The organism is Eubacterium sp. BIOML-A2 (genome assembly GCF_009680135.1).
GTDB lineage: Bacteria > Bacillota > Clostridia > Lachnospirales > Lachnospiraceae > Faecalicatena > Faecalicatena contortus_B.
The window spans coordinates 1-22,495 of record NZ_WKZK01000006.1 but is presented as its reverse complement, the minus strand read 5'-3'; the positions used below and the strand labels follow the sequence as shown (position 1 = coordinate 22,495).

Annotated in this window: 21 protein-coding genes; 18 read left to right on the top strand and 3 right to left on the bottom strand. The window is 44.2% G+C overall.

Annotation, left to right across the window (positions count from 1 at the left end):
* Positions 1 to 179: 179 nt before the first annotated feature.
* Together GKG43_RS03580 and GKG43_RS03575 are read left to right on the top strand one after the other, a co-directional pair.
* Complete coding sequence (locus tag GKG43_RS03580) at positions 180 to 1,739, top strand: ATP-binding protein (RefSeq protein ID WP_129878639.1); 1,560 nt, start codon at positions 180 to 182, stop codon at positions 1,737 to 1,739.
* Positions 1,720 to 2,331 (top strand): response regulator transcription factor, encoded by a 612-nt coding sequence (locus GKG43_RS03575; RefSeq protein ID WP_129878637.1) that lies wholly within the window; start codon positions 1,720 to 1,722, stop codon positions 2,329 to 2,331. The genes GKG43_RS03580 and GKG43_RS03575 overlap by 20 nt, the downstream gene beginning before the upstream one ends.
* A 188-nt stretch (positions 2,332 to 2,519) precedes the next feature.
* On the opposite strand, the gene GKG43_RS03570 is transcribed toward GKG43_RS03575, so the two are convergent.
* Positions 2,520 to 3,848 (bottom strand): MATE family efflux transporter, encoded by a 1,329-nt coding sequence (locus GKG43_RS03570; protein ID WP_347561947.1) that lies wholly within the window; start codon positions 3,846 to 3,848, stop codon positions 2,520 to 2,522.
* A gap of 370 nt (positions 3,849 to 4,218) precedes the next feature.
* Positions 4,219 to 6,144 (bottom strand): NAD(P)/FAD-dependent oxidoreductase, encoded by a 1,926-nt coding sequence (locus tag GKG43_RS03565; RefSeq protein ID WP_129878633.1) that lies wholly within the window; start codon positions 6,142 to 6,144, stop codon positions 4,219 to 4,221.
* Between the two features lie 319 nt (positions 6,145 to 6,463).
* On the opposite strand from GKG43_RS03565, the gene GKG43_RS03560 reads away from it, so the two are divergent.
* From GKG43_RS03560 to GKG43_RS03550, 3 genes are all read left to right on the top strand, one after another.
* A complete protein-coding gene (locus tag GKG43_RS03560) occupies positions 6,464 to 7,228 on the top strand; it encodes an SDR family oxidoreductase (protein ID WP_129878631.1) in 765 nt (254 codons plus the stop codon).
* 134 nt (positions 7,229 to 7,362) lie between these two features.
* Positions 7,363 to 7,602: a polya polymerase gene (locus GKG43_RS03555; RefSeq protein WP_154253267.1), complete on the top strand. Its 240-nt coding sequence runs from the start codon at positions 7,363 to 7,365 to the stop codon at positions 7,600 to 7,602.
* Positions 7,603 to 7,615: 13 nt separating this feature from the next.
* Positions 7,616 to 8,323, top strand: a complete 708-nt coding sequence (locus GKG43_RS03550; protein WP_129878629.1) for a hypothetical protein — start codon at positions 7,616 to 7,618, stop codon at positions 8,321 to 8,323.
* A 154-nt stretch (positions 8,324 to 8,477) separates the two neighbouring features.
* Here the strand turns inward: GKG43_RS03550 and GKG43_RS03545 are convergent, their stop codons facing one another.
* The gene (locus GKG43_RS03545; protein WP_129878627.1) at positions 8,478 to 9,224 is read right to left on the bottom strand and encodes a GntR family transcriptional regulator; all 747 of its coding nucleotides are present in this window, start codon (positions 9,222 to 9,224) and stop codon (positions 8,478 to 8,480) included.
* Between the two features lie 511 nt (positions 9,225 to 9,735).
* Here GKG43_RS03545 and GKG43_RS03540 point away from each other — a divergent pair.
* From GKG43_RS03540 to phnX, 13 genes are all read left to right on the top strand, one after another.
* A complete protein-coding gene (locus tag GKG43_RS03540; RefSeq protein WP_129878625.1) occupies positions 9,736 to 10,833 on the top strand; it encodes an acetyl-CoA acyltransferase in 1,098 nt (365 codons plus the stop codon).
* Between the two features lie 24 nt (positions 10,834 to 10,857).
* Positions 10,858 to 12,426, top strand: a complete 1,569-nt coding sequence (locus GKG43_RS03535) for an FGGY family carbohydrate kinase (protein ID WP_173020067.1) — start codon at positions 10,858 to 10,860, stop codon at positions 12,424 to 12,426.
* 165 nt (positions 12,427 to 12,591) lie between these two features.
* Positions 12,592 to 13,440, top strand: coding sequence for a transketolase (locus tag GKG43_RS03530; protein ID WP_129878621.1), 849 nt, complete (start codon positions 12,592 to 12,594; stop codon positions 13,438 to 13,440).
* A gap of 1 nt (position 13,441) precedes the next feature.
* Positions 13,442 to 14,380: a transketolase C-terminal domain-containing protein gene (locus GKG43_RS03525; RefSeq protein WP_129878619.1), complete on the top strand. Its 939-nt coding sequence runs from the start codon at positions 13,442 to 13,444 to the stop codon at positions 14,378 to 14,380.
* 17 nt (positions 14,381 to 14,397) lie between these two features.
* Positions 14,398 to 15,699: a transaldolase family protein gene (locus GKG43_RS03520; protein WP_129878617.1), complete on the top strand. Its 1,302-nt coding sequence runs from the start codon at positions 14,398 to 14,400 to the stop codon at positions 15,697 to 15,699.
* A gap of 35 nt (positions 15,700 to 15,734) precedes the next feature.
* A complete protein-coding gene (locus GKG43_RS03515; RefSeq protein WP_129878615.1) occupies positions 15,735 to 16,586 on the top strand; it encodes a class II fructose-bisphosphate aldolase in 852 nt (283 codons plus the stop codon).
* Positions 16,583 to 17,524, top strand: coding sequence for a PHP domain-containing protein (locus GKG43_RS03510; protein ID WP_243125813.1), 942 nt, complete (start codon positions 16,583 to 16,585; stop codon positions 17,522 to 17,524). The genes GKG43_RS03515 and GKG43_RS03510 overlap by 4 nt, the downstream gene beginning before the upstream one ends.
* Before the next feature lie 66 nt (positions 17,525 to 17,590).
* Positions 17,591 to 18,385, top strand: coding sequence for an HAD family hydrolase (locus GKG43_RS03505; RefSeq protein WP_129878613.1), 795 nt, complete (start codon positions 17,591 to 17,593; stop codon positions 18,383 to 18,385).
* Between the two features lie 55 nt (positions 18,386 to 18,440).
* Positions 18,441 to 18,881, top strand: a complete 441-nt coding sequence (locus GKG43_RS03500) for an RpiB/LacA/LacB family sugar-phosphate isomerase (RefSeq protein WP_129878611.1) — start codon at positions 18,441 to 18,443, stop codon at positions 18,879 to 18,881.
* A gap of 24 nt (positions 18,882 to 18,905) precedes the next feature.
* Positions 18,906 to 19,121, top strand: coding sequence for a hypothetical protein (locus GKG43_RS03495; protein ID WP_129878609.1), 216 nt, complete (start codon positions 18,906 to 18,908; stop codon positions 19,119 to 19,121).
* Between the two features lie 177 nt (positions 19,122 to 19,298).
* Positions 19,299 to 19,775 carry a pyridoxamine 5'-phosphate oxidase family protein gene (locus GKG43_RS03490; RefSeq protein WP_129878607.1) on the top strand — a complete coding sequence of 159 codons (477 nt, stop codon included), beginning with the start codon at positions 19,299 to 19,301 and terminating at the stop codon, positions 19,773 to 19,775.
* Positions 19,776 to 19,991: 216 nt separating this feature from the next.
* Positions 19,992 to 21,092: a 2-aminoethylphosphonate--pyruvate transaminase gene (locus tag GKG43_RS03485; RefSeq protein WP_129878605.1), complete on the top strand. Its 1,101-nt coding sequence runs from the start codon at positions 19,992 to 19,994 to the stop codon at positions 21,090 to 21,092.
* Complete coding sequence (phnX, locus tag GKG43_RS03480) at positions 21,085 to 21,894, top strand: phosphonoacetaldehyde hydrolase (protein ID WP_129878603.1); 810 nt, start codon at positions 21,085 to 21,087, stop codon at positions 21,892 to 21,894. The genes GKG43_RS03485 and phnX overlap by 8 nt, the downstream gene beginning before the upstream one ends.
* Positions 21,895 to 22,495 lie beyond the last annotated feature (601 nt).

Here is a 22,495-nt window from a genome sequence, read left to right as displayed (position 1 = left end):
CGCCAGTGGCGCATGTTAAGCACGGACCGAAGCGGAGCGGAGACCAGATGCCCCGAGACCATCACGTCATCGGCTCCGATGCCGTGCAACTGGTGCACGGCACGGTCTGAACAGTAACAAATAATTTCGGATAAATGGCGGGGGCCATGCTATAATGAAAAAAACGAAGGAGGGTAAAGATGAAGAATACGGTATTGCAGCGGATATTTTTGGTAAACTATATTTTGCTTATCCTCTATATGAGCTGGCATTTGAACGAGAGACAGACGGGGCTGGAGAACAGGATACCGCTACTGTTCGCCTCGCTGCTGATGATTGATATTACTTATATCAGTGCCTGTAATATGAAAGAAAATAAAGTCGTCTCACTCTTCTGCGGGCTGCTTGCCCTGGACGGCTGGTATGTACTTCTTTCCTTTGAAGAAGATCTGGCAGAGAGCTTTGCTTTCAACGCCTTAAGCCCTATTATATGTTACGTTTCCGTTAAATTTTTCCTGATGTTTCTGTTTCAGGGAAGCGGTTACCGCTTCCGAAAGCCGGTCAATGTGATACTGCTTGCAACCTGCATCGGTTCGCTGGCCGGAATCTGCATGCCGGACAGGATATATGCCGGTTTGTATGGGCTGCAGTTTTTGGCAAGCTGGTTCAGCTGCTTGTTTATCATCATCGTTCATTGGAAACGGACTGTTTTTGTGTTAAAAAGCGAATGGAAATGTATTCTGTTTTCTGTTGCAATTATTGGGGTATCTTTTTTGATTTATTTCTTTACGACATTAGAAATAAAAAACCATATCTCAAACTTCGGAATATATCTGCCCATGCTTCTATTTTTTATAAGTGTCCACGGGATTATACGAAAGGAGCATAACAGTTATCCAATTTCCACCATATTTAGCGGAATACAGGCTTTGGAGATTCTTGGTGTGTCACTGTCTTTGCTTGTTCTGATCACTCTCTCTGCAGGCTGGGAGTATGAAGAGCTGATGATCGCAGTGAATGTTTTGTTTGTAATTCTATATATGTGTAATATCATTTTGGAAAGGAATTTGAAGCAAGATGAAAGTAAGATGGTCAAGGCGAGCAAATACAATGCTGCTCTTCGTCAGCTGCGGCAAGAAGAACTGCTGAAAACAGAGTTTGCGAATTTTCTCCATGACGATGTGCTGCAGGATCTGCTTTCTGTAAAAAATATGACGACAAAGGCTCACCGTCCCGAAGTACGGGATCTTATCATCGAAACGCTCGATAAGCTGAATATCCATATACGTGAGCAAATGCAGGATTATCATCCCGTTATACTGAAAACTCTGACCCCGAAAGAGAATTATCAAAATCTGATAGAAGACGTTTCTCAGACCTTTCCACAGCGGAATATAGCGGTATCCTTTGAGTGCTCCGATGCCTTATTTCTGGTGGAGCCTTATCATTTACTGATCTATCGGCTGCTGAAAGAACTGCTGATCAATGTCTACAAGCACTCGGACGGGAACCAGGCCTGGATAACACTTATACAGGAAAATAGTATGATTGAGCTTTCGATCAGCGATAATGGAACCGCGCATGCAGACTTATTAATTTCTGCAGACAAAGAAAAACATAAAGGGATCGTCTCTGCCGCAGAGCAGATTAATAATATGGAAGGTACGATGGAGATTTTAGACAGCGCCCCCCAGGGTGTCTGCATACACATCAGAATTCCGATGAAAGGAGAGGGGTCTTATCAATATTTTATTAGTTGATGATCATTTATTATTTGCAAAAAGCCTTTCTGTTGCATTAGATGAGTATAAGGAGATCGAACATTTTTATTCGACCCAGGATATTAAGGGGCTGGATAGGATCGTCCGGGATCGGAATATTGACATCGTCCTGATGGACATCAATCTCGGCGCCCTTAGCGATACGGATGGTCTGGAGACTGCAGTAGATCTGAGAAGAGCAAATCCCGGGGTAAAAATAGTGATACTAACGGGGTACGACCTGCCTGTGTACAGGCATGAGGCGAAAAAGAAGGGAATAAGCGGATTTCTGAATAAAAATATTAGTCCGGATGATTTGATCGCGTCCTTAATCCGTGTTTTTAACGGGGCTGCCTGTTTTCCGGAGGAAAGAGACGACCTGATCATCGAGGATTTAACTGGTATGGAGCGGAAAATTCTGCAGATTATGAGCAGCGGAAAGAAACGAAAATGTGCTGCAGATGAGTTGTTTATCAGTGAGAGAACTCTTTCGAATCATTTACAGCATATTTTTGAAAAGCTTGAGGTTTCCTCTGTTGTGGAAGCAGTCACTAAGGCAATTCAGCTGGGCTATATACCGCCGATCTGTTGACTTATTTTTCGATGTACTAGTATAAGACAATCTAAATACCTTACTGTTTCGCTGGCCTGATTTTCCGAGAGCACAGACGCAAAAGCCTCAGCGTAGCCCCACTACGCCTACGTTTTTGCGTCTGCACTCTCGAAAAATCATTCTCACCGAACCAGCAAGGCATTTAGATTGTCTTATACTAGAGCGTTTTATATTTTCATCTTCTTTATTCTATAAAAGTAATAGCAGATAAATAGTATAGAAGTTATAATCCACGTAATCGGATAACTGAATATAATAGCCGATATGGTGGGCTGAATTTTGAGGGCGCCGATGATCCAGAGAACCCTCAGAAGGCAGACACCGCACAGGGTGATGATCATAGGGATAATTACATCCCCGATGCCGCGCAGAGAGCCAGTGAGGATCTCAATGAACACAAACGTAATATACCACGGAGTCACCTGCAAAAGCATCTCAGTCCCGATCCGTATAACTTCGGTATCCGTGGTGAACAGCCGGAACAAGGGGACCCGGGCCGCAATCAGAAAGACGACGAGGGCTGCGGAGACCAAAAAATCTATGCCCAGGCTGACGCGGGTGATTTTCCGGATCCGGCCAGCCTTACGCGCTCCGTAATTCTGCCCCACAAATGTGGTGATGGAGATGCCGAATGCGCTGCTGACCATCCAGAAGACAGCATCTAATTTTCCAAATACAGACCAGGCCGCCGCGGTATCGGTGCCGAAACCGTTTAAAGCAGCCTGAATGATGACGTTGGTAATGCTGTACATAACGGCCTCAACGCCGGTGGGGATTCCGATGCGGAGCTGTGACTTCATTACAGAACCGTGGAAACGGATCTGGCTGAGAAAAAGCCGGAGGATACCTTCCGCTTTCATCAGTTTATGTGTGACAAGTACGGCGCTGAAAGCCTGAGAAAGGAGGGTGGCCAGCGCCACGCCCAGCACACCCATGCGGAAGATGACTACAAAGGCCACATCCAGTACGATATTCAGGAAACAGCAGATAATCAGGTAATACAAAGGGTGTCTGGAATCCCCAACCGCCCGCAGGATGCTGGAGCCCATATTATAAATGAAGACGAAGAGAATGCCCGCAAAGTAGATGCGCAGATACAGAATAGAATCAGCCATGATTTCGGCAGGAGTGCGCATCCAGGACAGCATGGACGGAGCAAGCGCGATGCCGAGAATACTGATGATAATACTTCCCATGATTGAGAAAGCATAGGCCGTATGCAGGCTTTGCCTCACAGAACGTTCATCCTGTGCGCCGAAAAACTGTGCGATTACAACAGAAGCACCGGAGGAAAGCCCGGTGAAAAAGCCCACGATCAGGGCAATAATCTGTGCGGAAGATCCACCCACGCTGGCCAGAGCTTCTGTCCCCACAAAATGGCCCACGATTACGGTGTCAATGGTGTTGTACAGCTGCTGGAAAAATGTACCGAATACAATCGGAAAAAAGAAAAGAAGAAGCTGTCTCCAGATGACACCTTCCGTGATTTGATTCATAGTTTGACTGCCCCGCTTCATAAAAACCTCACTCATTTTTCTTATGTATATGTCGTGTTTTCCAACTTAACAACGATACTATATCATGAAATACATCTGCTGTCGATAGGGCCGCAGAAGTCTTTTCTGATACAGTATTGTAACCTGTTTATGGTATGATCAGACATATCCAGAAAAAGAGATGGGAGTAATAATGAGGCGAATAAAAATTAAAAGCAGGGAAGACACTTCGTGTTATGGAGCCTGTACCGATACACTCATATCGTAAGAAGGCGCGCAGTGATATGATGTCGTACCGAGCATATGGTGCGCGCCTCATTATTAATATATTAATATGGCCGCAGGCGGTTATGCTGCCGCCTGCAGATACTTATGAATGGTATCCGATCATAAAGCCGCTGAGGGCATTTGTACGGAGATTGCCCGTGCCAAGTGAATCTCCGGCACGCTCAACCCGGATGCCCATGTCTTCTAATTCCGTATAAAGTTCGATTCCGGCAGGCCTCTGCCCTGTTGCTGCTACAAGCAGGTCATCTCTAACAACAATTTCGTTACCGCTATCGTCTGTGAAAATAACCTGATTTTCATCAATCTGCCTTACTTGGGCATTGGTATACGTTTTAACACCACCATTCTGCAGTTCTTCTAAATCACGTGCACGGTGAGAGGCTTCCTGTCCGTTGGATAAAGCAGGCAGCATCTCAATAATTGTGATTCTGTTACCATGTGGTAATAGATGCAGTGCTGTTTCGCATCCCACGTTGCCTCCTCCAACAATTGTGATATCTTTATCGGAAGGAATTGAGGAACTATTCAGGATATCCCAACATTCCACTGCGCGTTCAATTCCTGGAATAGGCGGTACAAATGGAGCAGAGCCACTAGCCAATATGACTGTGTCTGGATGGAGAGCGGCAATATCCTTTGCTGCAGCCTGGAAATTAAGCTTTATTTCAACGCCCGTACGTTCCATTTCGCCTTTAAAATAAGCAACGGCATCCCGAATGAGTTCCTTATGCGGCGGAATACAGGCCAGGTTCATCTGCCCTCCCAGTTCATGATTCTTCTCAATTAAGGTAACATGATTTCCACGGGAGGCGCTTGTAATGGCAGCCTGCATGCCGGAAATGCCGCCGCCGATTACGACCACGTTATGCGGCCTTGAGATAAGAGGGAGATTCTGATCATCATACAGGCTCTCAAATCCTACATTTGGGTTCAAGGCACAACGCACGCCGCGCTTAGCTGCAATGCTTCCATAACATCCTTCCATGCAGTTCAGGCACTTGCGGACTTCAGCCTCTTTGCCGAGGCGCAGTTTATTCGGCCAGTCAGGGTCACAGATAAGCTGCCTTCCAATACAGATAAGATCTGCTGTGTTTTCCGTAAGTATTTGCTCGCACATTTCGCCGGTGCGGATTTTCCCAACAATCGCTACAGGTGTTTTTACAACAGGTTTGATTGCCTTTGCCAGAGGGATGCGATTGCCATCGGGTTTGTCCTGTGTCTCAGATGCTCCGATATATTTGTATTTTAAACCGGTTGTTATATTAATTAAGTCTATAGATTCTTTGTCTATTAATTCCGCAAGCTTGACACCCTCATTTATTTGAAGACCGGCAGGATCCCAGTCTTTTGCGGCAAGCCTTACACTGATGATAAACTTCGGCCCACAGGATTTGCGCACTGCACGGATGATTTCAATTAAGAACCTGCACCGTCCTTCTGTACTGCCGCCGTATTCATCAGTACGGGAATTGGTCTTAGGAGAAAGGAACTGGTTTACGAGATAGCCATGTCCGGCGTGGATTTCAACGCCATCCATTCCGGCTGCCTGGGCATTTTTTGCAGCCGCAGCGTACTTGTCTGTTAAAAGATGTATCTCTTCAGTGGTTAATCCGTGTATGTTAGAGGAGGGCACATCACACGGCCCTACATTAGGTTTCCCGGGAACCTGAACAGAACGCATTCCTGCGTGGTGAAGCTGGACTAAAACTTTTGTTCCATATGCATGGAGAGTATCAGAGATATTTCTAAAACCAGGAATACCATGTGGGTCATTAATTTTAAGCTGCGTATTGCCGCCCATACCATGTGGAGCATCTATTGATGTGAATTCAACAATAATCATGCCGGCCCCACCGCGCGCCCTGCGTTCCAGATAGCTGACCAGGGCTGGGGTAACGTTGCCCTCGGCATCACAAAGACTTGTATCCATAGCGGGCATAATAATACGGTTTTTAAGTACAGCCCCGCCCAGACGGAATTGGGAAAATAAGTTAGGGTACTTTAACATAATTTGTTCTCCTTTCAAAAAAACAATAATTACAGGTATATACAAGTTATTTAAATTGTATACTATACATTGTTAAAAGTCAATATGGAAAAACAAGAATAATAAAAATATATTAAATGCAAAGGTTACGTTTCCTTAACACACAGTGTTTTGTAAGGCTTGAAAATAGGGCATACCTTGTGAATATATAATAAATGCGAGGCTTTTATTAGAATAGGGGGAGTCTTGTATATACACGTATTATAAAATACTTGACTATATATACATGTTATGATATAGTATGGATAAAACTACTAAATAACATTTTAAGGAGGATAAGATGATGAAGAGTAATCGGTTAGCTGGGGATGTAGCAATTGTTACAGGAGCTGCATCGGGTCTGGATCGGGGTGTTGCACTTGAATTAGCCATGAATGGTGCCGTGGTAGCCTGTGCAGACGTGAATGATGCTGAGAATGAGAAGACGGTGCAGCTTATCAGGGATGCTGGCGGGGATGCCTTTGCAGTACATATGGATATCGGCAATACCCAGTCTGTGAAAGACTCTTTTAAGCAGGTCTATGATAAGATGGGTAAGATTACAATACTTATTAACGGAGCTGCAGTATCCAGATTCACACAGATGCCGGAATGCAGTGATGAAGAGTGGGAATTTGTTATGAACATCAACTGTACTGGTGTATTCCGCACGATGAGGGAAGCGCACCCGTATATGAAGAAGTCCGGCGGCGGGAGAATTGTAAATATTTCTTCTACGTCAGGCAAGAGCGGCGGTAGCTGGTCAGGAGCACATTATGTGGCAGCAAAGGCTGCAGTCATCGGTTTGGCAAGATACGGGGCAGGATATTTCTGTAAAGATAATATCCGCTGTAATGCAGTATGCCCGGGAGTTGCAGATACGCCGCTTACGGCAGATGCTGATAAAAGCCAGACAGATGCAATGCTGAAAAAGATTCCGATGGGACGTAAAGCGACACCGGAGGATGTTGCAGGAGTTGTGCTGTTTCTTGTGTCTGAAGAAAGTCAGTATGTTACAGGTGTTTCAGTAGATGTAACCGGCGGCAGATATATTTACAATAATTAACCGTATCATACAGTCCCAATAACAGTTGCATTGTCATTAAAATTGCTGGGAGAATGAAACAGTCAGGAATAGACGTCTTTATATGTCTATGTAGCATAAAGTTTGGAGAGAAGTAATCGAAAGGAGGGAAGCGGATGAGTATAAAGGTGCTGAATATTAAAGACTATGAAGGCTTTTTCAAGATGGTTGAATCATGCAGCGGGACTGTAGAATTAGTTACAAGTCAGGGAGACAGGCTGAATTTGAAGTCTCAGTTAACGCAGTACATTGCCTTTACAGGGATATTTAAAAACAGCGATTCAATAGAAATGCAGATTGAGACATCGGACAAAGAAGATTTAAAGAAATTAATGTATTATATTATTCATGAATAGGGAGGAAAAAAGGATGTATCTTAATGGTGAACTCGTAACAAAAAAGTGGCTCGCAGGTCGGCTGGAGCATGTTATATGGGACAACGATGAGAAGATTATTACAGAACAGGTTAAGAAGGGGATTGAATATGGATTCCGTGTGATCTTTTCACCAAATCATCACTGGCATAACTATGTGCATGACCTTCTGGCAGGTTCTGGTGTTATCATGTCAACACCAATTAACTTTTATGATGGACTTATGCCGGCGGCAGCAGCGGCAAAACAGGCGGAGATTGCCTGCAAAGGAGGCTGCGGTTCTATTGATGTATACCCGGATATGGCGGCATGGAAGATGCGCAGATGGGATCTCATCACAGAGTATGTGCATGCTGTGAGGGAAAGCTTTGACGGTGAGGTCAAGGTACTGACCATGTGCAATGATTCATTGGATGATATGTACCGCATGTGTGAAGCAATTAAAGAAGGCGGCGCCACCCATATCAAAGCATATGATTACAATAAACAAGGAGCACCAATGAACAGAATCCAATTGCTGCGTAAGAAAGCAGATGAGCTGGGAATGGGGCTGAAGGCTTCAGGTAATGGGAAATATTGGACGACGGCTATCCTGATGGGAGCATATGCAGCAGGTGCTGATTACGTCAGCGCCAGTAATACATTTGAAATTGTGGATGATTTGCCGATTTTTGAAGAACTTTATTCGAAATATCAGTTCTAGGAAAGAATAGTTAATAGTATGGAATAAATACATAGGGGATGTCACACTAAATGAATAATTAGTGTGACATCCCCCTTTTTTTCAGTCTTAAAAGTTTAGCCATAACATGGTAGCCAGTTTTTGATATAGCTGTAAGAAGTTCTTGTTCTTTATTTTATTCATTATACTCAAACCTCAGCTTAATTTTATCGCCTCGGAAATATGCTCTCGTATACTCATAGATCACATCGGAGCTGGTTGCTATTTTGTCCTGCAAGAGCAGAAGCGGAAAGCCCGGCGGAATGTTAAGGATCTCCGCTTTCGGAACATCAGCAATGTAAGATTCCAGTGTTTCGACTACTTTGGCCCTGTTTAGAGCATAATTCATACTGAGTATTGCACAAAGCTGTTCATTCTCCAGGTCTTTCTTCTCTAATTCTGGACATAATACAGCAGGAACAAAAGTTTTATAGTAACAGACGGGAGTACTGTCTACATAGCGTACCCTTTTAATCTTAAATATCTCTTCGCCGGGAGATATGCTGAGCTTTTTGGAAACATAGTCATCACAGGGAACCTTCTCAATAGAAAGAAGTGAGGTAGAAACATTCTTTCCCTGGGCTTCTAATTGGCTCCGCAGTCCCATATAGGACAGGCCTGTAATCTCCAGTTTGGATTCACTTACATAGGTGCCTTTGCCGGGAATCCGGTAAAGCAGGCCTTCTGAAACCAGCTGGGTGATTACCGAACGTGCAGTCATCCGGCTGATGCCATAAATGTTGCAGAGTTCGTTCTCGGAGGGAATCGGGGAATCCGGAGCCCATTCCTCTGAGGATATTTTTGTCCGTATAATATTTTTTAATTGTATATACAGTGGGGTAGAACTTTTGCGGTCTAAATAATTCGATGTATCTGTAGACATGATTATTCCTCCTTTATCTATATAGTACAAGTATATACAAAGGTTATAAAAATTGCAAGGAAATTCAATGTTAATTCTATAAAACTCCGTTATATATCTATCAGAATGTATGGAGTGATAGTGTTTTTATTTATTTGTAATCCTAAAGAAATAAAAAAAGTAAATACAACTATACAAAATACACAAAAAAGCAAAAGAAAATTAGAGGAAAATGTAGAAAATTTGAAATGGAATTGACATATATAGAACGATGAGATATCATGTATATACAAGATATAACTGCAAAACAAATGGAAGGAGGAAGAAGCATTAACACCTGTTCGGAAATGGGAACAGGAATAATAATTGAACATGGGCACATGTGTAATAAAAAAGACTGAATATATCATGAATGCGCATGAAATATACTCAGTCCTTCCTAAAACAATGGTAGTCGTTTTAGAAGTATATTTTAGCAAATTTTATTACAATGTGCAACACCTGCAAAAAGAAATTGGAAAAGGAGGAAGTAATGAGCATTGTAATTACAATTATAACGGCGTTTGCTTCAGGTGTGCTGGGAAGCGCCCTGGGAGCAGTAGGGGCAGTGGTAATGACGGCTGTTGCCGCACTTGTAGGAATTGTAGGGAATATCTGCGGAGCAGATATAAACTTAGTAAATGAGATTGCATTCGGTATGTTTTTAGGGCCTCAGGTCTCCTTTGGACCGGCCTGCTGTGCTGCGGCCTATGCGAGAAAGAGAGGGTATCTGGAATCAAGCAAAGACATTTTTACCCCGCTGATATCCCTGAATCATCATGATACTCTTGTAATCGGAGGGGTGTTTGCGGTACTTGGCTGGTATCTCAATGTAGGGATTTCTAAGGTGATCCCGGGTGTGTTAGATACGGTGGCTTTAACAGTAGTCTTGATTTCAATTTTAGCCAGAATTATATTTGGCGATCACGGTTTGCGTTCGGCAATCGGAATTGTTCCGGAGGGGGCAAGGCGGTATTCACTTTTCTGTAAGCAAGTCTGGCTTCCTTATCAGACAGCAGCCAGCGGCGGAGAGATGATTTTAATTGGAGGCTGTGTCGGAGGTGTTTCAGGCTATATTGTACAGCTGTTTTGTTCGAAAGCGGCTGAGACAGGCAATACAGCGCTCATTGATGCATCCACCCTTCCGGTATGGGCGATTGCTGTTATCTGCTTTCTGCTGAATGCTTCCGGATTGAAAATACCTGTATATCATCATATTGGCCTGGTGGCAGGATATGCTGCGAGGATGGCATACCTGGGCGGCGGCACAGGAGAAAGCAGTGTGATTTGGGGTGTTGCATTCGGTATTCTTGCAGTATATGCGGGGGATTTACTGGCGAAGACATTTATGGTATTCGGAGAAGGATTTGTGGATCCGCCGTCTATGGCAATTGCAGTCTGCTCCATACTGCCACTTTTCCTGTTTCCGAAGCTGGGCATTGATCAGCCTCAAAATCCGCTGAATATTGCGATTCCTGCAATTATTATTGTAGGCGGTGTGGTGATCGGACTATATCAGGAAAGAAAATATAACACAGCGGAAGAAAAACAAAAGGCATGTTGTGGCGGTACACTGGAGAAGTCAAATTAATAGAATATGGAGGACCATAAGATTATGACAGATAAAAAATATGTAATTGGAATAGATGCAGGTACTACAGGAGTCAGAACTCTGATTTTTAACGCGGCAGGTGACATCTGCGCAATGGCGTATCATGAAAATCCGCTTGTATTTCCAGAACCTGGTAAAGTGGAACTGGATGCACAAAAGATTATTGACGGATGTTACTTTTCTACAAAAAAAGCCATGGAAGAGTCTGGTATTGATCCGAATGAAATCGGTGGAATCTCCTTTACATTTATGAGATCCAGTTTTGTGCTGAGAAAAAATGACGGTTCCTTTGTTCGGGATATTATTATGTGGCAGGATCTGAGATGTCAGGAGATGTTCCCGTGGATGGAGGAGCAGCTGAAGAAAAAGGATATGACTCCTGAGGACTTTTATAAAATCTCAGGTTTTCCTCTTTGCTCTACAACATGGCCGTCAGCAAAAATATACTGGGTGAAGAAGCATGAACCGCAGCTTTATGAAGAGGCGGATGTTATCCATTCGATCCATGCCTTGCTGGCCAATGCATATGGTGCTGAAGGGTTTATTGACGACAGGGAAGATATAGGCTGGTGGGGAATTATTGATGGGACAAAATTTGAGTTTGAGCCTAAGCTGGCAGATATTTTCGAAGTAGATATCGATAAGTATGCCCAAAATGCACCCGCAGGTACAGTAATAGGTTATACAACAGAAATAGTCGCAGAGAAGACAGGACTTGTTCCTGGAATCCCGATTATAGTAGGTTGTGGTGACCACCAGTGTGCTGCTATCGGTATGGGCAATAATCATGAGGGACTGGCCTCCCTGGTATTAGGGACATGCGGCCTGTTAGTAGGACATTCCCATGTTCCGCCGAGAGATCCGAATGCTTCCTGTCAGGTGCTTGGAACACCAATGGACGGGCAGTGGGAGATCGAAGCTCATTCCAATGCGGCGGCGTCCAGCTTCCGCTGGCTGCGCGATGCGATTATGCAGACTGAGTTTGCTGTGGCACAGCAGGGAAATGTAGATGTGTATGACATAATGACGGCAATTGCAGGGGAGGCAGAAGTTGGCTGTAAAGGTTTGGTTTATCTCCCTTGGAACGCAGGGGCGAACTGCCCGCATTATGATCCGACGGCCCGGGGCGCTTTCATCGGATTTACATTTGCGCACCGCAGGGCAGAGATTATCCGTTCTGTTATGGAAGGTGTTGCTTATGACATCAAGGACATGTACGTGAACCTTACCCAGGCAGGTTTGCCAAAGTTTGAAGTGCTCAGGCTTGGCGGTGGTGCTGCAAGAAGCTCTTTGTGGTGCCAGATTGTGGCGGACGTGCTGAATATGCCCGTTGAGACAGTTGAATGCGAAGAATCAACAGCATTGGGAGCAGGAATGCTGGCGGCAACCGGATGCGGAATGTATGATAATCTGCAGGATGCTATTGATAATATGGTGAAAATAAAAGATAGATTTGAGCCAATTCCAGAGAATGTGGCGAAGTATGAAGAGTTGTATAAGATTTTCAATGATGCATATGATGCACTGAAAGTAAAAGTATTTCCTGAAATATCTACATATCAGGGATATTAGAAGTGAATTGAAAGGGCAGCCAATATGACATGGCTGCCCTTTCGGTTTAAATAATTCTTATAACTTAGCTGAAATGTATTGACAAAACTGAAATTTGGAGTTACTATACCTGTATATACAAGTAATGCACAGGATATACAGGAGAAATAAAAGGAGGAAAGTGCTGTGAAGAAAAAGTTTCAAGCAGAAGAAACAGAAAAGTTTGCCCATCGTGTGAGATGGCATATAGTAGAAACCGTCATCCATCATGGGGAAGGGCATGCCGGTCCCTCTTTATCAGTGGCGGATATTCTCGCGGTTTTGTACAATGGCGTGATGGATTATGACCCGGAGAATCCACAGTGGGAAGACAGAGACAGGCTTCTGGTAAGCGGGGGACACAAGTGTCTTGGAATCTATGGGACTTTGGTGGAGGCGGGATATGCACCAGCATCGATCCTGAATGAGTATAATAAACTGAATTCACATGTGCCTGCCCACCCTGATATGTTTAAATTCCCAGGCATAGATTTTTCAACCGGGTCATTGGGGCATGGACTGCCGCTTGCATGTGGTATGGCGATGGCGGCCCGCCTAAAAAAGAAGGATTATAAGGTTTATGTTGTCATGGGAGACGGTGAACAGGGAGAAGGATCGGTGTGGGAATCAGCATCCTATGCGACTGCGAAAGGGCTGGATAATATTGTCGGTATTCTGGACAGAAACGGGCTGCAGATTAATGGGACAAATAAGGAGGTGTGTAACACCTCACCCCTGGAAGAAAGGTACCGTGCATTCGGATGGGATGTAGCAGTTGTAGACGGACATGATGTAAAGGCAGTTTATGGAGCACTGTCAAAGGCTCCATTTACGGCAGGTAAGCCGACTATGATAATCTGCAACACGATTAAAAGTAAAGGAATGCCTTTTGCAGAGGGAAAAGTAAAATATCACCATTGGAATCCCGGGAAAGCAGAGGCAGATGAAGCAGTCGCAGCGTTAGAAAAATATCAGGCAGAAAGGTGGGGGATTTAAAATGGGAGATCCAAGAAAAGCATTTGCAGACGCATTGTTAGAGATCGGCGGTCAGAATGACAGAGTCTTATCTGTAAGCTGTGACAGTGCCAGCGGAAGTGGTATGACGCCTTTTAACAATACATACCCTGACCGATATATTGAAGTCGGGATCAGTGAACAGACGGGAGTGGATATTGCGGCCGGATTGGCAGTGAATGGATTTATCCCGGTCATATCAGCCATAGCTCCGTTTATTTCCATGAGAGCGTATGAACAAGTGAGAAATGACGTGGGCTACTGCAGAACGAATGTTAAGCTGATAGGTTCCTCAAGCGGGCTTTCTCATTCGCCGGCGGGTTCCACACATCAGGCAAATGAAGACATTGCCCTGATGCGGACAGTTCCCAACATGGTGGTTGTCAATCCGGGGGACTGCTATGAGGTTGAAATGTCTTTAAAAAAGGCCGTAGAGTATGATGGACCGGTGTATATCAGGATGCCGCGGCATGCAATGGAAGATGTTCTGCCAAGAGAGGGACGGAAGTTTGAACTGGGAAAAGCGGAGGAGATTTTTACAGGGGCAATACTGGTCATTGCCACGGGAACTGTTTCGAATGAAGCGAAACAGGCGGTGCTAAGAATGCGTGACCAGGGAATGGACTGCGGTCTGGTCAATGTGCCCACCGTACAGCCTCTGGACGAGGATTTACTGCTGGCACGGATCAGGGAGGCGAAGCTGGTTGTAACGGTAGAGGAACACAGTACAATAGGCGGTCTGGGTGACGCCATTGCAAGTCTCATGGCGGAAAAACTACAGCGTTCACCAAGACTGAAAAAACTCGGGATTGCACCGGGGGCAAAGAATACAGGACCATACCGGGAATTGCTGGAGGCATATGGACTTACAGATAACAAGATAAAAGAAGCAGTAGAAGAAGCAGTAAAAAATCTGAAGTGAGACAGGAGGAAGTAAGGATGAAGTTTAAGACAACAATAGGTGCCCTTGCAGTACCGGTCAGAGGAGAGGAAGACTATACAGCACGGGTGGCAGATCAGGAAATCAGTATGGAAGAAGCAAAAGAATTAGGTGGAAATGTTCAATACATCGGGGTTACAAAAGACTTTAAAGAAGTGATTGATTATTTCCAGGTACCGAAGGGAGAACTTCCGGCAGGATTTCGTCTGGAATTTGCTTTGGATGCAGAAAAAGTCCTTCGGGCTAACTTAATCAGGGATATTTCTTACGATAAAAATAATACACTGCGGCCTACGAATCTGCTATTTTCGGCAGACAGTGCAAATCCGTACGAAGTAGCTCCGATTAAGGACCTGCTTTCGAACCTGACCTGCAATCCGGGTATTATTTATGATCTATTTATCAATAACCCAAAAGCTAATATTGGCAATCAGTTCAAGACACGTGACGAAGTTATGGAAGAAATCGGAAGGATACTTGGACCCGGTGCGGATATCAGCGTAGAATTAAATGACCCATTTGGAAAGAGTGATACAGAGATACTTGAGGAAGCAGCGAAGTTTAAAGAAATGCTTTCCAAATACAGGGTAGTTATTAAAGTGCCGCATACCGGTCCGGTGAATAAGGATAATGTGGGGCAGTTATTAAGCGGAGACAAGAGATTTTCCAAACGGTACAACGATGTATCGACAGGAGATGCATTCAGAGGGCATAATCTGGCTTTGATGCTGAAAGAGCATGGCTACCGCGTGAACTTCACATTAATGTTCGAGCCATATCAGACAGCATTGGCCCTGCAGGCAAGACCTTATTTTATAAACAGCTTTATCCGGCACAGATTTATGCAGTCTGAAGATATGAAAAAGTATCTCAGTCTGTATGAGGTAAGCCAGGACGAAAAGTATCTGGAAATGCTGCGTACATACATGCTGGAAAAGGATTATCTGGCAGCAGGAGAAACAGGATACAGCCTGCTTGCAGCAAAAGAAAAGGCGGAATTTTTACTAAAATACAGGAATTTTGACAATAAAGAGGGAAGCGACGGACTGGATGGAATCCGGCATAATTTGAGGCTGCTGCGCCAGACAAATCTGGAAGATACCAGACTCATTATCTGTAGTATGGAAGGCGAGAAAAACTATCCGGATATCGACAGGCTGCTGGCTTCAGATGAATATGGGGATATGGCAAGAAGGGTGGTACTTACAGCCGAACCAAACTATCTCGCCCAGTTTACAAGCGCTAATCAAGTGGTTTCTTACCAGAGGAGATTCATGAATGCTGCCAATGGTATGAAGTAGTACCAGAAAATGACTGGTGAAAGGGAGGTTTTGATATGAAGACAAAATCTTTTAGAGAAGAATTACAAAATGCAAAAGAACATAGCTATGCAGTCGGTGCTTTTAATATTTTTAATTATCTTTCTGCGCGTGCGGTAATCCGTGCAGCACAGAAACTGGATTCCCCGGTCATTTTACAGACTTCAACCCAGACCGTAAGGAAGTTCGGGCCTCAGGAATTGGGGACGATGCTTCGTCAGCTGGCTTGGAATGCTTCTGTCAATGTGATTATACATCTGGATCACTGTCAGAATGTTGAGATGGCGAAGGCATGCATGGATGCAGGATGGGATTCTATCATGTTCGATGGCTCACACTTTCCGCTGGGGGATAATGTCCGTATGACGAAAAAGGTGATTGCCTACGCGAGACCACGAAAAATATATGTTGAGGGAGAATTGGGACGCATTGCCGGTGTTGAAGATGACTTAAAGGTGGACGAGAAAAATGCCATGGGAGCAACGCTGGACGAATCTCTTTACTATGTGAAAGCAACAGGCGTAGATGCATTTGCACCGGCTGTAGGCACGGCGCATGGCGTTTATAAAGGAACTCCCGTGATTAACTTTGACCTTGTAAAAGTACTGAAGGAACAGATTGATACACCAGTTGTGATTCATGGCGGAACCGGGCTTAGCGAGGAAACGTTTCGTATGCTTATTAAGAATGGGGGCGCGAAAGTTAACGTTTCTACAGCAATTAAGCATGCTTATATTGACGGCTGCAAGGAATATATTCAAAACAATCCTGAGAAGCTGGATCCCATAGACTTTGACCAGTACCTAAACTGTAAGATAGAAGATGTCGTTATGTACCATATGGAATTATTTAGAAAGGATATGAAATGATGGAAAAGGCGGCGTATGCTTATGACCTGCATTGTCATACAACCAGGTCTGATGGGGCAGATACCCCAGTGGAACTGGTTGACAATGCTGCTGATCGTGGGGTGAAGGGCATTGCAATTACGGATCATGACATTGTGCCTCCAAAGACAGTCACTTTGAATGGGAAAGAGATTGATATCTGCGAATATGCGGAGTCAAAGGGAGTATTAGTGATAAGAGGGATTGAAATATCCTGTGAGACAGAAGTGGAAGATGTACATATTATATGTTTTCACTGTGACTGGGAGGCGCCATTTTTTGAGAAGCTTCAAAAAGATGTAACTGCATCAAAAATAGAGAGTTATCATCTTTTGGTTGAACGTTTAAGAGAAGATGGCATTGACGTGACTTGGGAGGAAGTTCTGGAAAATAACGGTACACCGATATCTGAGAATTCTGTTCAAAAAAAGATGATATTCGAACTCCTTGCAAGAAAAGGGGCGGCAGAAGACTGGAGTAAGGCAAAGCTGATGGTGAAGAATACAAAAAGATATCAGATTCAACGGGGAAAGCCGGATCCGGTTTGCGTAATTAAGGAAATAAAGCGTATGGGCGGTTATACTGTCATGGCACACCCATTTCTTGTAAATGAGCCGGTTATGATAAAGGGCGGTATGATGGATCGTTTTTCGTATATCGACAGACTGATAGACGCAGGGCTGGACGGGATAGAAGGCTGTTACACTTATGACAAAACGAGTTATGGCGGTAATTTGACGAAGGAAGAGATAGAAAAAGTAATACGAGGAACATATCGTAACCGGCTGCGTCTGATATCGGGCGGTTCGGACTACCATGCGGATTATAAGAAAAGTGTTAAGAGTCCACGTCAAATAGGAGAATGTGGTGTGACAGAGTCCTATTTTATGTCCAATGAGATCTTATGCAGTTTGGTGTAGTGCTCCAATGATAATTCATCATAAATTGTTCTGCAAAATTGAAAAAGAAAAGGATCAGATATAAATATGAGTAAGAAAATAGTCTATTTTGATATTGACGGTACGATTTATGATTTTCAGAATGGGATTCTGGAAGATACAAAAAAAGCTATATGCCAGATCTTGGAGACTGGAAATTATGTATGTCTTTGCTCAGGCAGAAGTCGATCCAGAATATATGATGATGTGTTCATGGACTTTGGTATACAGGGAATTATCGCTGCCGGCGGGGCGTATGTAGAGTGGCAGGGTGATGTACTTGAGAACCATGTGATATCCCCGCAGCTTGCTGATTATGCAGTGGAGGTCCTGCGAAAGAACCGGCTCGTGCCGGTTCTGGATGGACCCCGGTATCTGTATTATGACGAAGGCGAATATACAGTACAAGTAGACTATTATCAGGAATTAATAGAAGAGAAGTTGGGAAAAAAACGCCGTTCTATTACTGGGAATTACGGCAATATGGAAGTGAACAAAATCAGCGCAAAAAAAGTAGATGGTTTTCAGGAAAAAGCTGCTATAGAAGCATTGAAGCCCTGGTTCAGAGCAATCGTGCATGAAGGCATTACCATTGAGTTTGTTCCGCATGGATATTCAAAGGGCAAAGCAGCAAAACAGCTGGCAGAGCGATTAGGGATTTCAATTCAGGATACATATGGATTCGGTGACAGTATGAATGACATTGAGCTTATCAGTCAGGTGGGACATGGAGTTGCGATGGGCAGCAGTGTGGAAAGGCTAAAGGAAGAGGCAGAGTTTATAACAAAAACCAGACTGGATGGAGGAATCAGATACGCGTTGGAACAGTATGGCTTAATTTGAAACAGATCGTTATATAAACAGTTTTATAAATTATAACAGGTAAGGAGGAAATGGGATGAAGATTGCGTTTGGATGTGACCCTAATGCGGCTGAATATAAAAAAATACTGATACCTTATGTACAGGAGCTTGGACACGAGTGTGTTGATTATGGAAGTGATGATCCGATATACGCAAATACGGCAGTCAAAGTTGCAGAGGATGTAGCAGCAGGACAGGCAGACAGAGGGATCTTGATATGCGGTACGGGGATTGGAGTAAGCATCGCGGCAAATAAGGTGAAAGGAGCCTATGCGGCCTTAGTGAATAATGTGTATCAGGCCCAGAGGGCACAGCTTAGCAATAATGCAAATATCATGACAATGGGCGCTCAAGTTACAGGAATTGAGCTTGCAAAATGCCTGGTGAAAGAGTATTTGGGCGTGGCCTATGACCCAAACAGTAGATCAGCATCTAAAGTAGAGCGGATTATGCAATATGAGAAAGAAACGCATTGAACTACTATTAGAAAGGGGAAGGTTATGCACAGCAGGATGGGAAAGGAGCGAACCGGAAAAATGGACAACATATGTTATGCACAGGGGTATATAGAGAAGCTCAGGAGAATGATGGATAACGGTACAATAAATTCTTATAAAGCAGTTCAGATGTTGGATCAAGAAATGGGGAACGATGGGCCATTCAGGGAATTTTATAGGGAGAACCGTTTAAAAATAATTGATAGTTTGCTGCGATAGGGCTTTCATCTTCTTCAAAAACAAAGCATACACTTTCTTTTGTAAATGTACCAAGTTTACCGAAAAGTAATTTATGCTGCCTCCAAACACCTTATGGATATTGAACTCTTTTTTGGATGCAGAACAGTGCCAATTTATGGTATGATTAAACATATTGGAACAGAAGGGAGAATCATAATGCCACGAATGAGAAGAAGAGACCGTGAAATTGAGAGCCGGGAAGAGATACTTCATGTACTGGATACATGTAAGGTCGTACATCTGGCCATGTATGATGAAGATGGGATTTATATGCTGCCCATGAATTTTGGATATACATACGAAGACAATAATCTGGTAATTTATATCCACGCAGCACTGGAGGGTAAAAAGCTGGACCTGTTAAGAAAAAATCCAAATGTGGGATTTGAGCTGGACTGTGACCATGAACTGATAGAGGGAAGAGTCCCGTGCCAGTATGGATTCCGCTACGCCAGCCTGGTGGGAAAAGGCGTGGCCGAGTTTGTGGAGGAGCCCCAGGAGAAGATGGAGGCATTGAGTGTATTAATGAAATGCCAGACTGGAAAAGATTTTGAATTTACCGAGCGGCTTGTGACAATTGTGTCAGTTATTAAAATAACAGCAAAAGAACTGACTGGAAAACGGAGAGAATAGAAACGGTAGGCAAAGGGGTCTGACCCCTTTGCCTACCGTTTTCAGAATTGTTTTACAATTACGATTTTACAAATTTCTTACAAAATCTTGAATTCTATTTGATTGTTAATTAAAAAACAGACTGCTATAATTTCCGTAGTCCGATTGAAATAAGAGTACAGCCTTGTCTGAACTCTTACCGATCGAAGATACAAAGATTGAGAGGAGATTTATAAAATGAAAAATTACAAATTGCTGACACCGGGTCCGCTGACGACTACAGACAGTGTAAAGCAAGAAATGCTGTTCGATCACTGCACCTGGGATGATGATTATAAATCAATTACACAGGATATTCGGAAAAAGCTTCTGGAGCTGGCACATGTTTCTGAGGACGAGTATACGGTTGTTCTGATGCAGGGAAGCGGAACCTTTGGAGTGGAAGCGGTTTTGTCCAGTGTGATTGCAAATGACGATAAGCTGTTAATTGTTGCCAATGGCGCTTACGGCGAACGAATGGTAGATATCGCAGAGCATGCCGGCATTTGCCACGTTGTGTACAACGAAGTTTACTATAAAGTACCGGATGCGCATAAGGTTGCAGAAATTCTCGACAACGATCCATCCATTACCCACGTATCCATGGTCCACAGCGAGACAACTTCCGGGATTCTCAATGATATTGAGGCAGTCGCTAAGGCTGTGAAAGCAAGGAACCGTACGATGATTGTGGATGCAATGAGCAGTTTTGGCGGAGTGGATATTCCTGTAGGCGAGTGGGGAATCGACTTTATTATCAGCAGTGCTAATAAATGCATTCAGGGAGTGCCGGGATTCTCATTTGTCATTGCAGACAGAGAAAAACTGATTGCAAGCAAAGGGAAAGCGAGAAGCCTTTCCCTGGATCTATACGACCAGTGGGAGACCATGAACAAAGACGGAAAGTGGCGCTTTACCTCCCCAACACATGTGGTTCTGGCGTTTTCACAGGCACTGAAGGAAATGGAAGAAGAAGGGGGCATACCGGCAAGAAGCAGACGTTATACCGAGAATAACAAACTCCTGATTCAAAAGATGGCAGAGCTTGGAATCCATCCGTATATAGACGCGGAATATCAGGGGCCAATCATCACAACTTTCTACTATCCTGAGAACCACACGTTTTCTTTTACAGAAATGTATACATACATCAAAGAACGCGGATATGCAATTTATCCCGGAAAAGTAACGGAGGCAGACACATTCCGTATCGGTAATATCGGAGAGATATACAGAGACGACATTTTGAAACTGATGGAGATTATAACGGAATTTCTGGGGGAGAGCAGCCATGAATAAAAATATAGAGGCGGTTATATTTGACTGGGCGGGAACAACGGTAGATTACGGCTGTTTTGCACCGGTAAAAGCATTTGCGGAGGTGTTCAGACAGGCAGGAATTGAGCCCACAATGGATGAGGTAAGAGAGCCGATGGGAATGCTGAAAAGAGACCATATTAAAACAATGCTGGAAATGCCAAGAATCCGTGGATTATGGGAGAAGAAGTATGGAAAATCCCCATCAGAGCCGGATATCGACCAATTATATGCGTCCTTTGAAGATAAATTACTGGGAATACTGGATGAATTTGCCGATCCCAAGCCATACGTACTGGAAGTTACAGCCAGGCTGCGTGAACTGGGAATCAAAATAGGATCCACCACAGGCTATACAGACGAAATGATGAAGATTGTCGTGCCAAAAGCCAAAGAGGCAGGATACGAGCCGGACGCATGGTTCAGCCCTAATTCCGTCGGAAATGCAGGACGCCCCTACCCGTATATGATCTTCAAAAACATGGAAGCCCTCAAAGTAACATCCATTGATCATGTCATCAAGGTAGGAGACACCATATCAGACATCAAAGAAGGTAAAAATGCAGGCGTCTATACCATAGGAGTAGTAGAAGGCAGCTCAGAAATGGGCCTGACAGAATCCGAATACAACGCACTGCCGGAGGCAGAAAAAAAGGAAAAAGCAGAGGCAGTAACCATCAGATTCATGGATGCAGGCGCAGATGCAGTAATCCTGAATATGAAAGAGCTGTTGGAAATTGAAATGTTTAGGGGGATGGCTAAGGGGCGCTGTGCGGAATCGTGACAGGACTCTTTTGGATGCGGAATTGTGGTGTAACAGCCGCTAATCAAAATGAAAGCCAACATGATGAATACCGCCGACAAACACGGGAATGCAGGATGCATTCCCGTATAAGTCGGCTTAAAAGCAGGGCTGGCGGCCCTGCTTTTAATTCATATGTTGGCTTTCATTTTGATGAAGCGGCTGTAACACCACAAAAGACGCATCCAAAAGAGTCCTGTCACGATTCCGCACAGCTGGGCTTCAACCAGTCGGAAGAAACATTCCATATTCCGGGGGAGGCGCTGGCGGGGGCGGCGTATTTATAATGGCTATGCGGTTAAGTGTGCTCAGAAGAAAAATATGCAATATTCAAAACTAACGGAGCACCTCTCATCAAGCCCAGCCAGTCCCATACGCTGCTCCCGCCGAAATTCCCCTTAAGGAGAATTTGAAGTTCTGACCGGAAGAAGCCCAGCCTGTCTGAAATGTGGTGGGGGATGCCGCCGGGAAGCAGGGGAGGGGGGCTGGGAGCATAAAGTGCGCGGTGACCAGTCAGGAGATAGGTAAGTCTTTTGTTTCAGGAGATAGGTAAGTCGATTCAACAGGTGGTAAGTCGAATTGT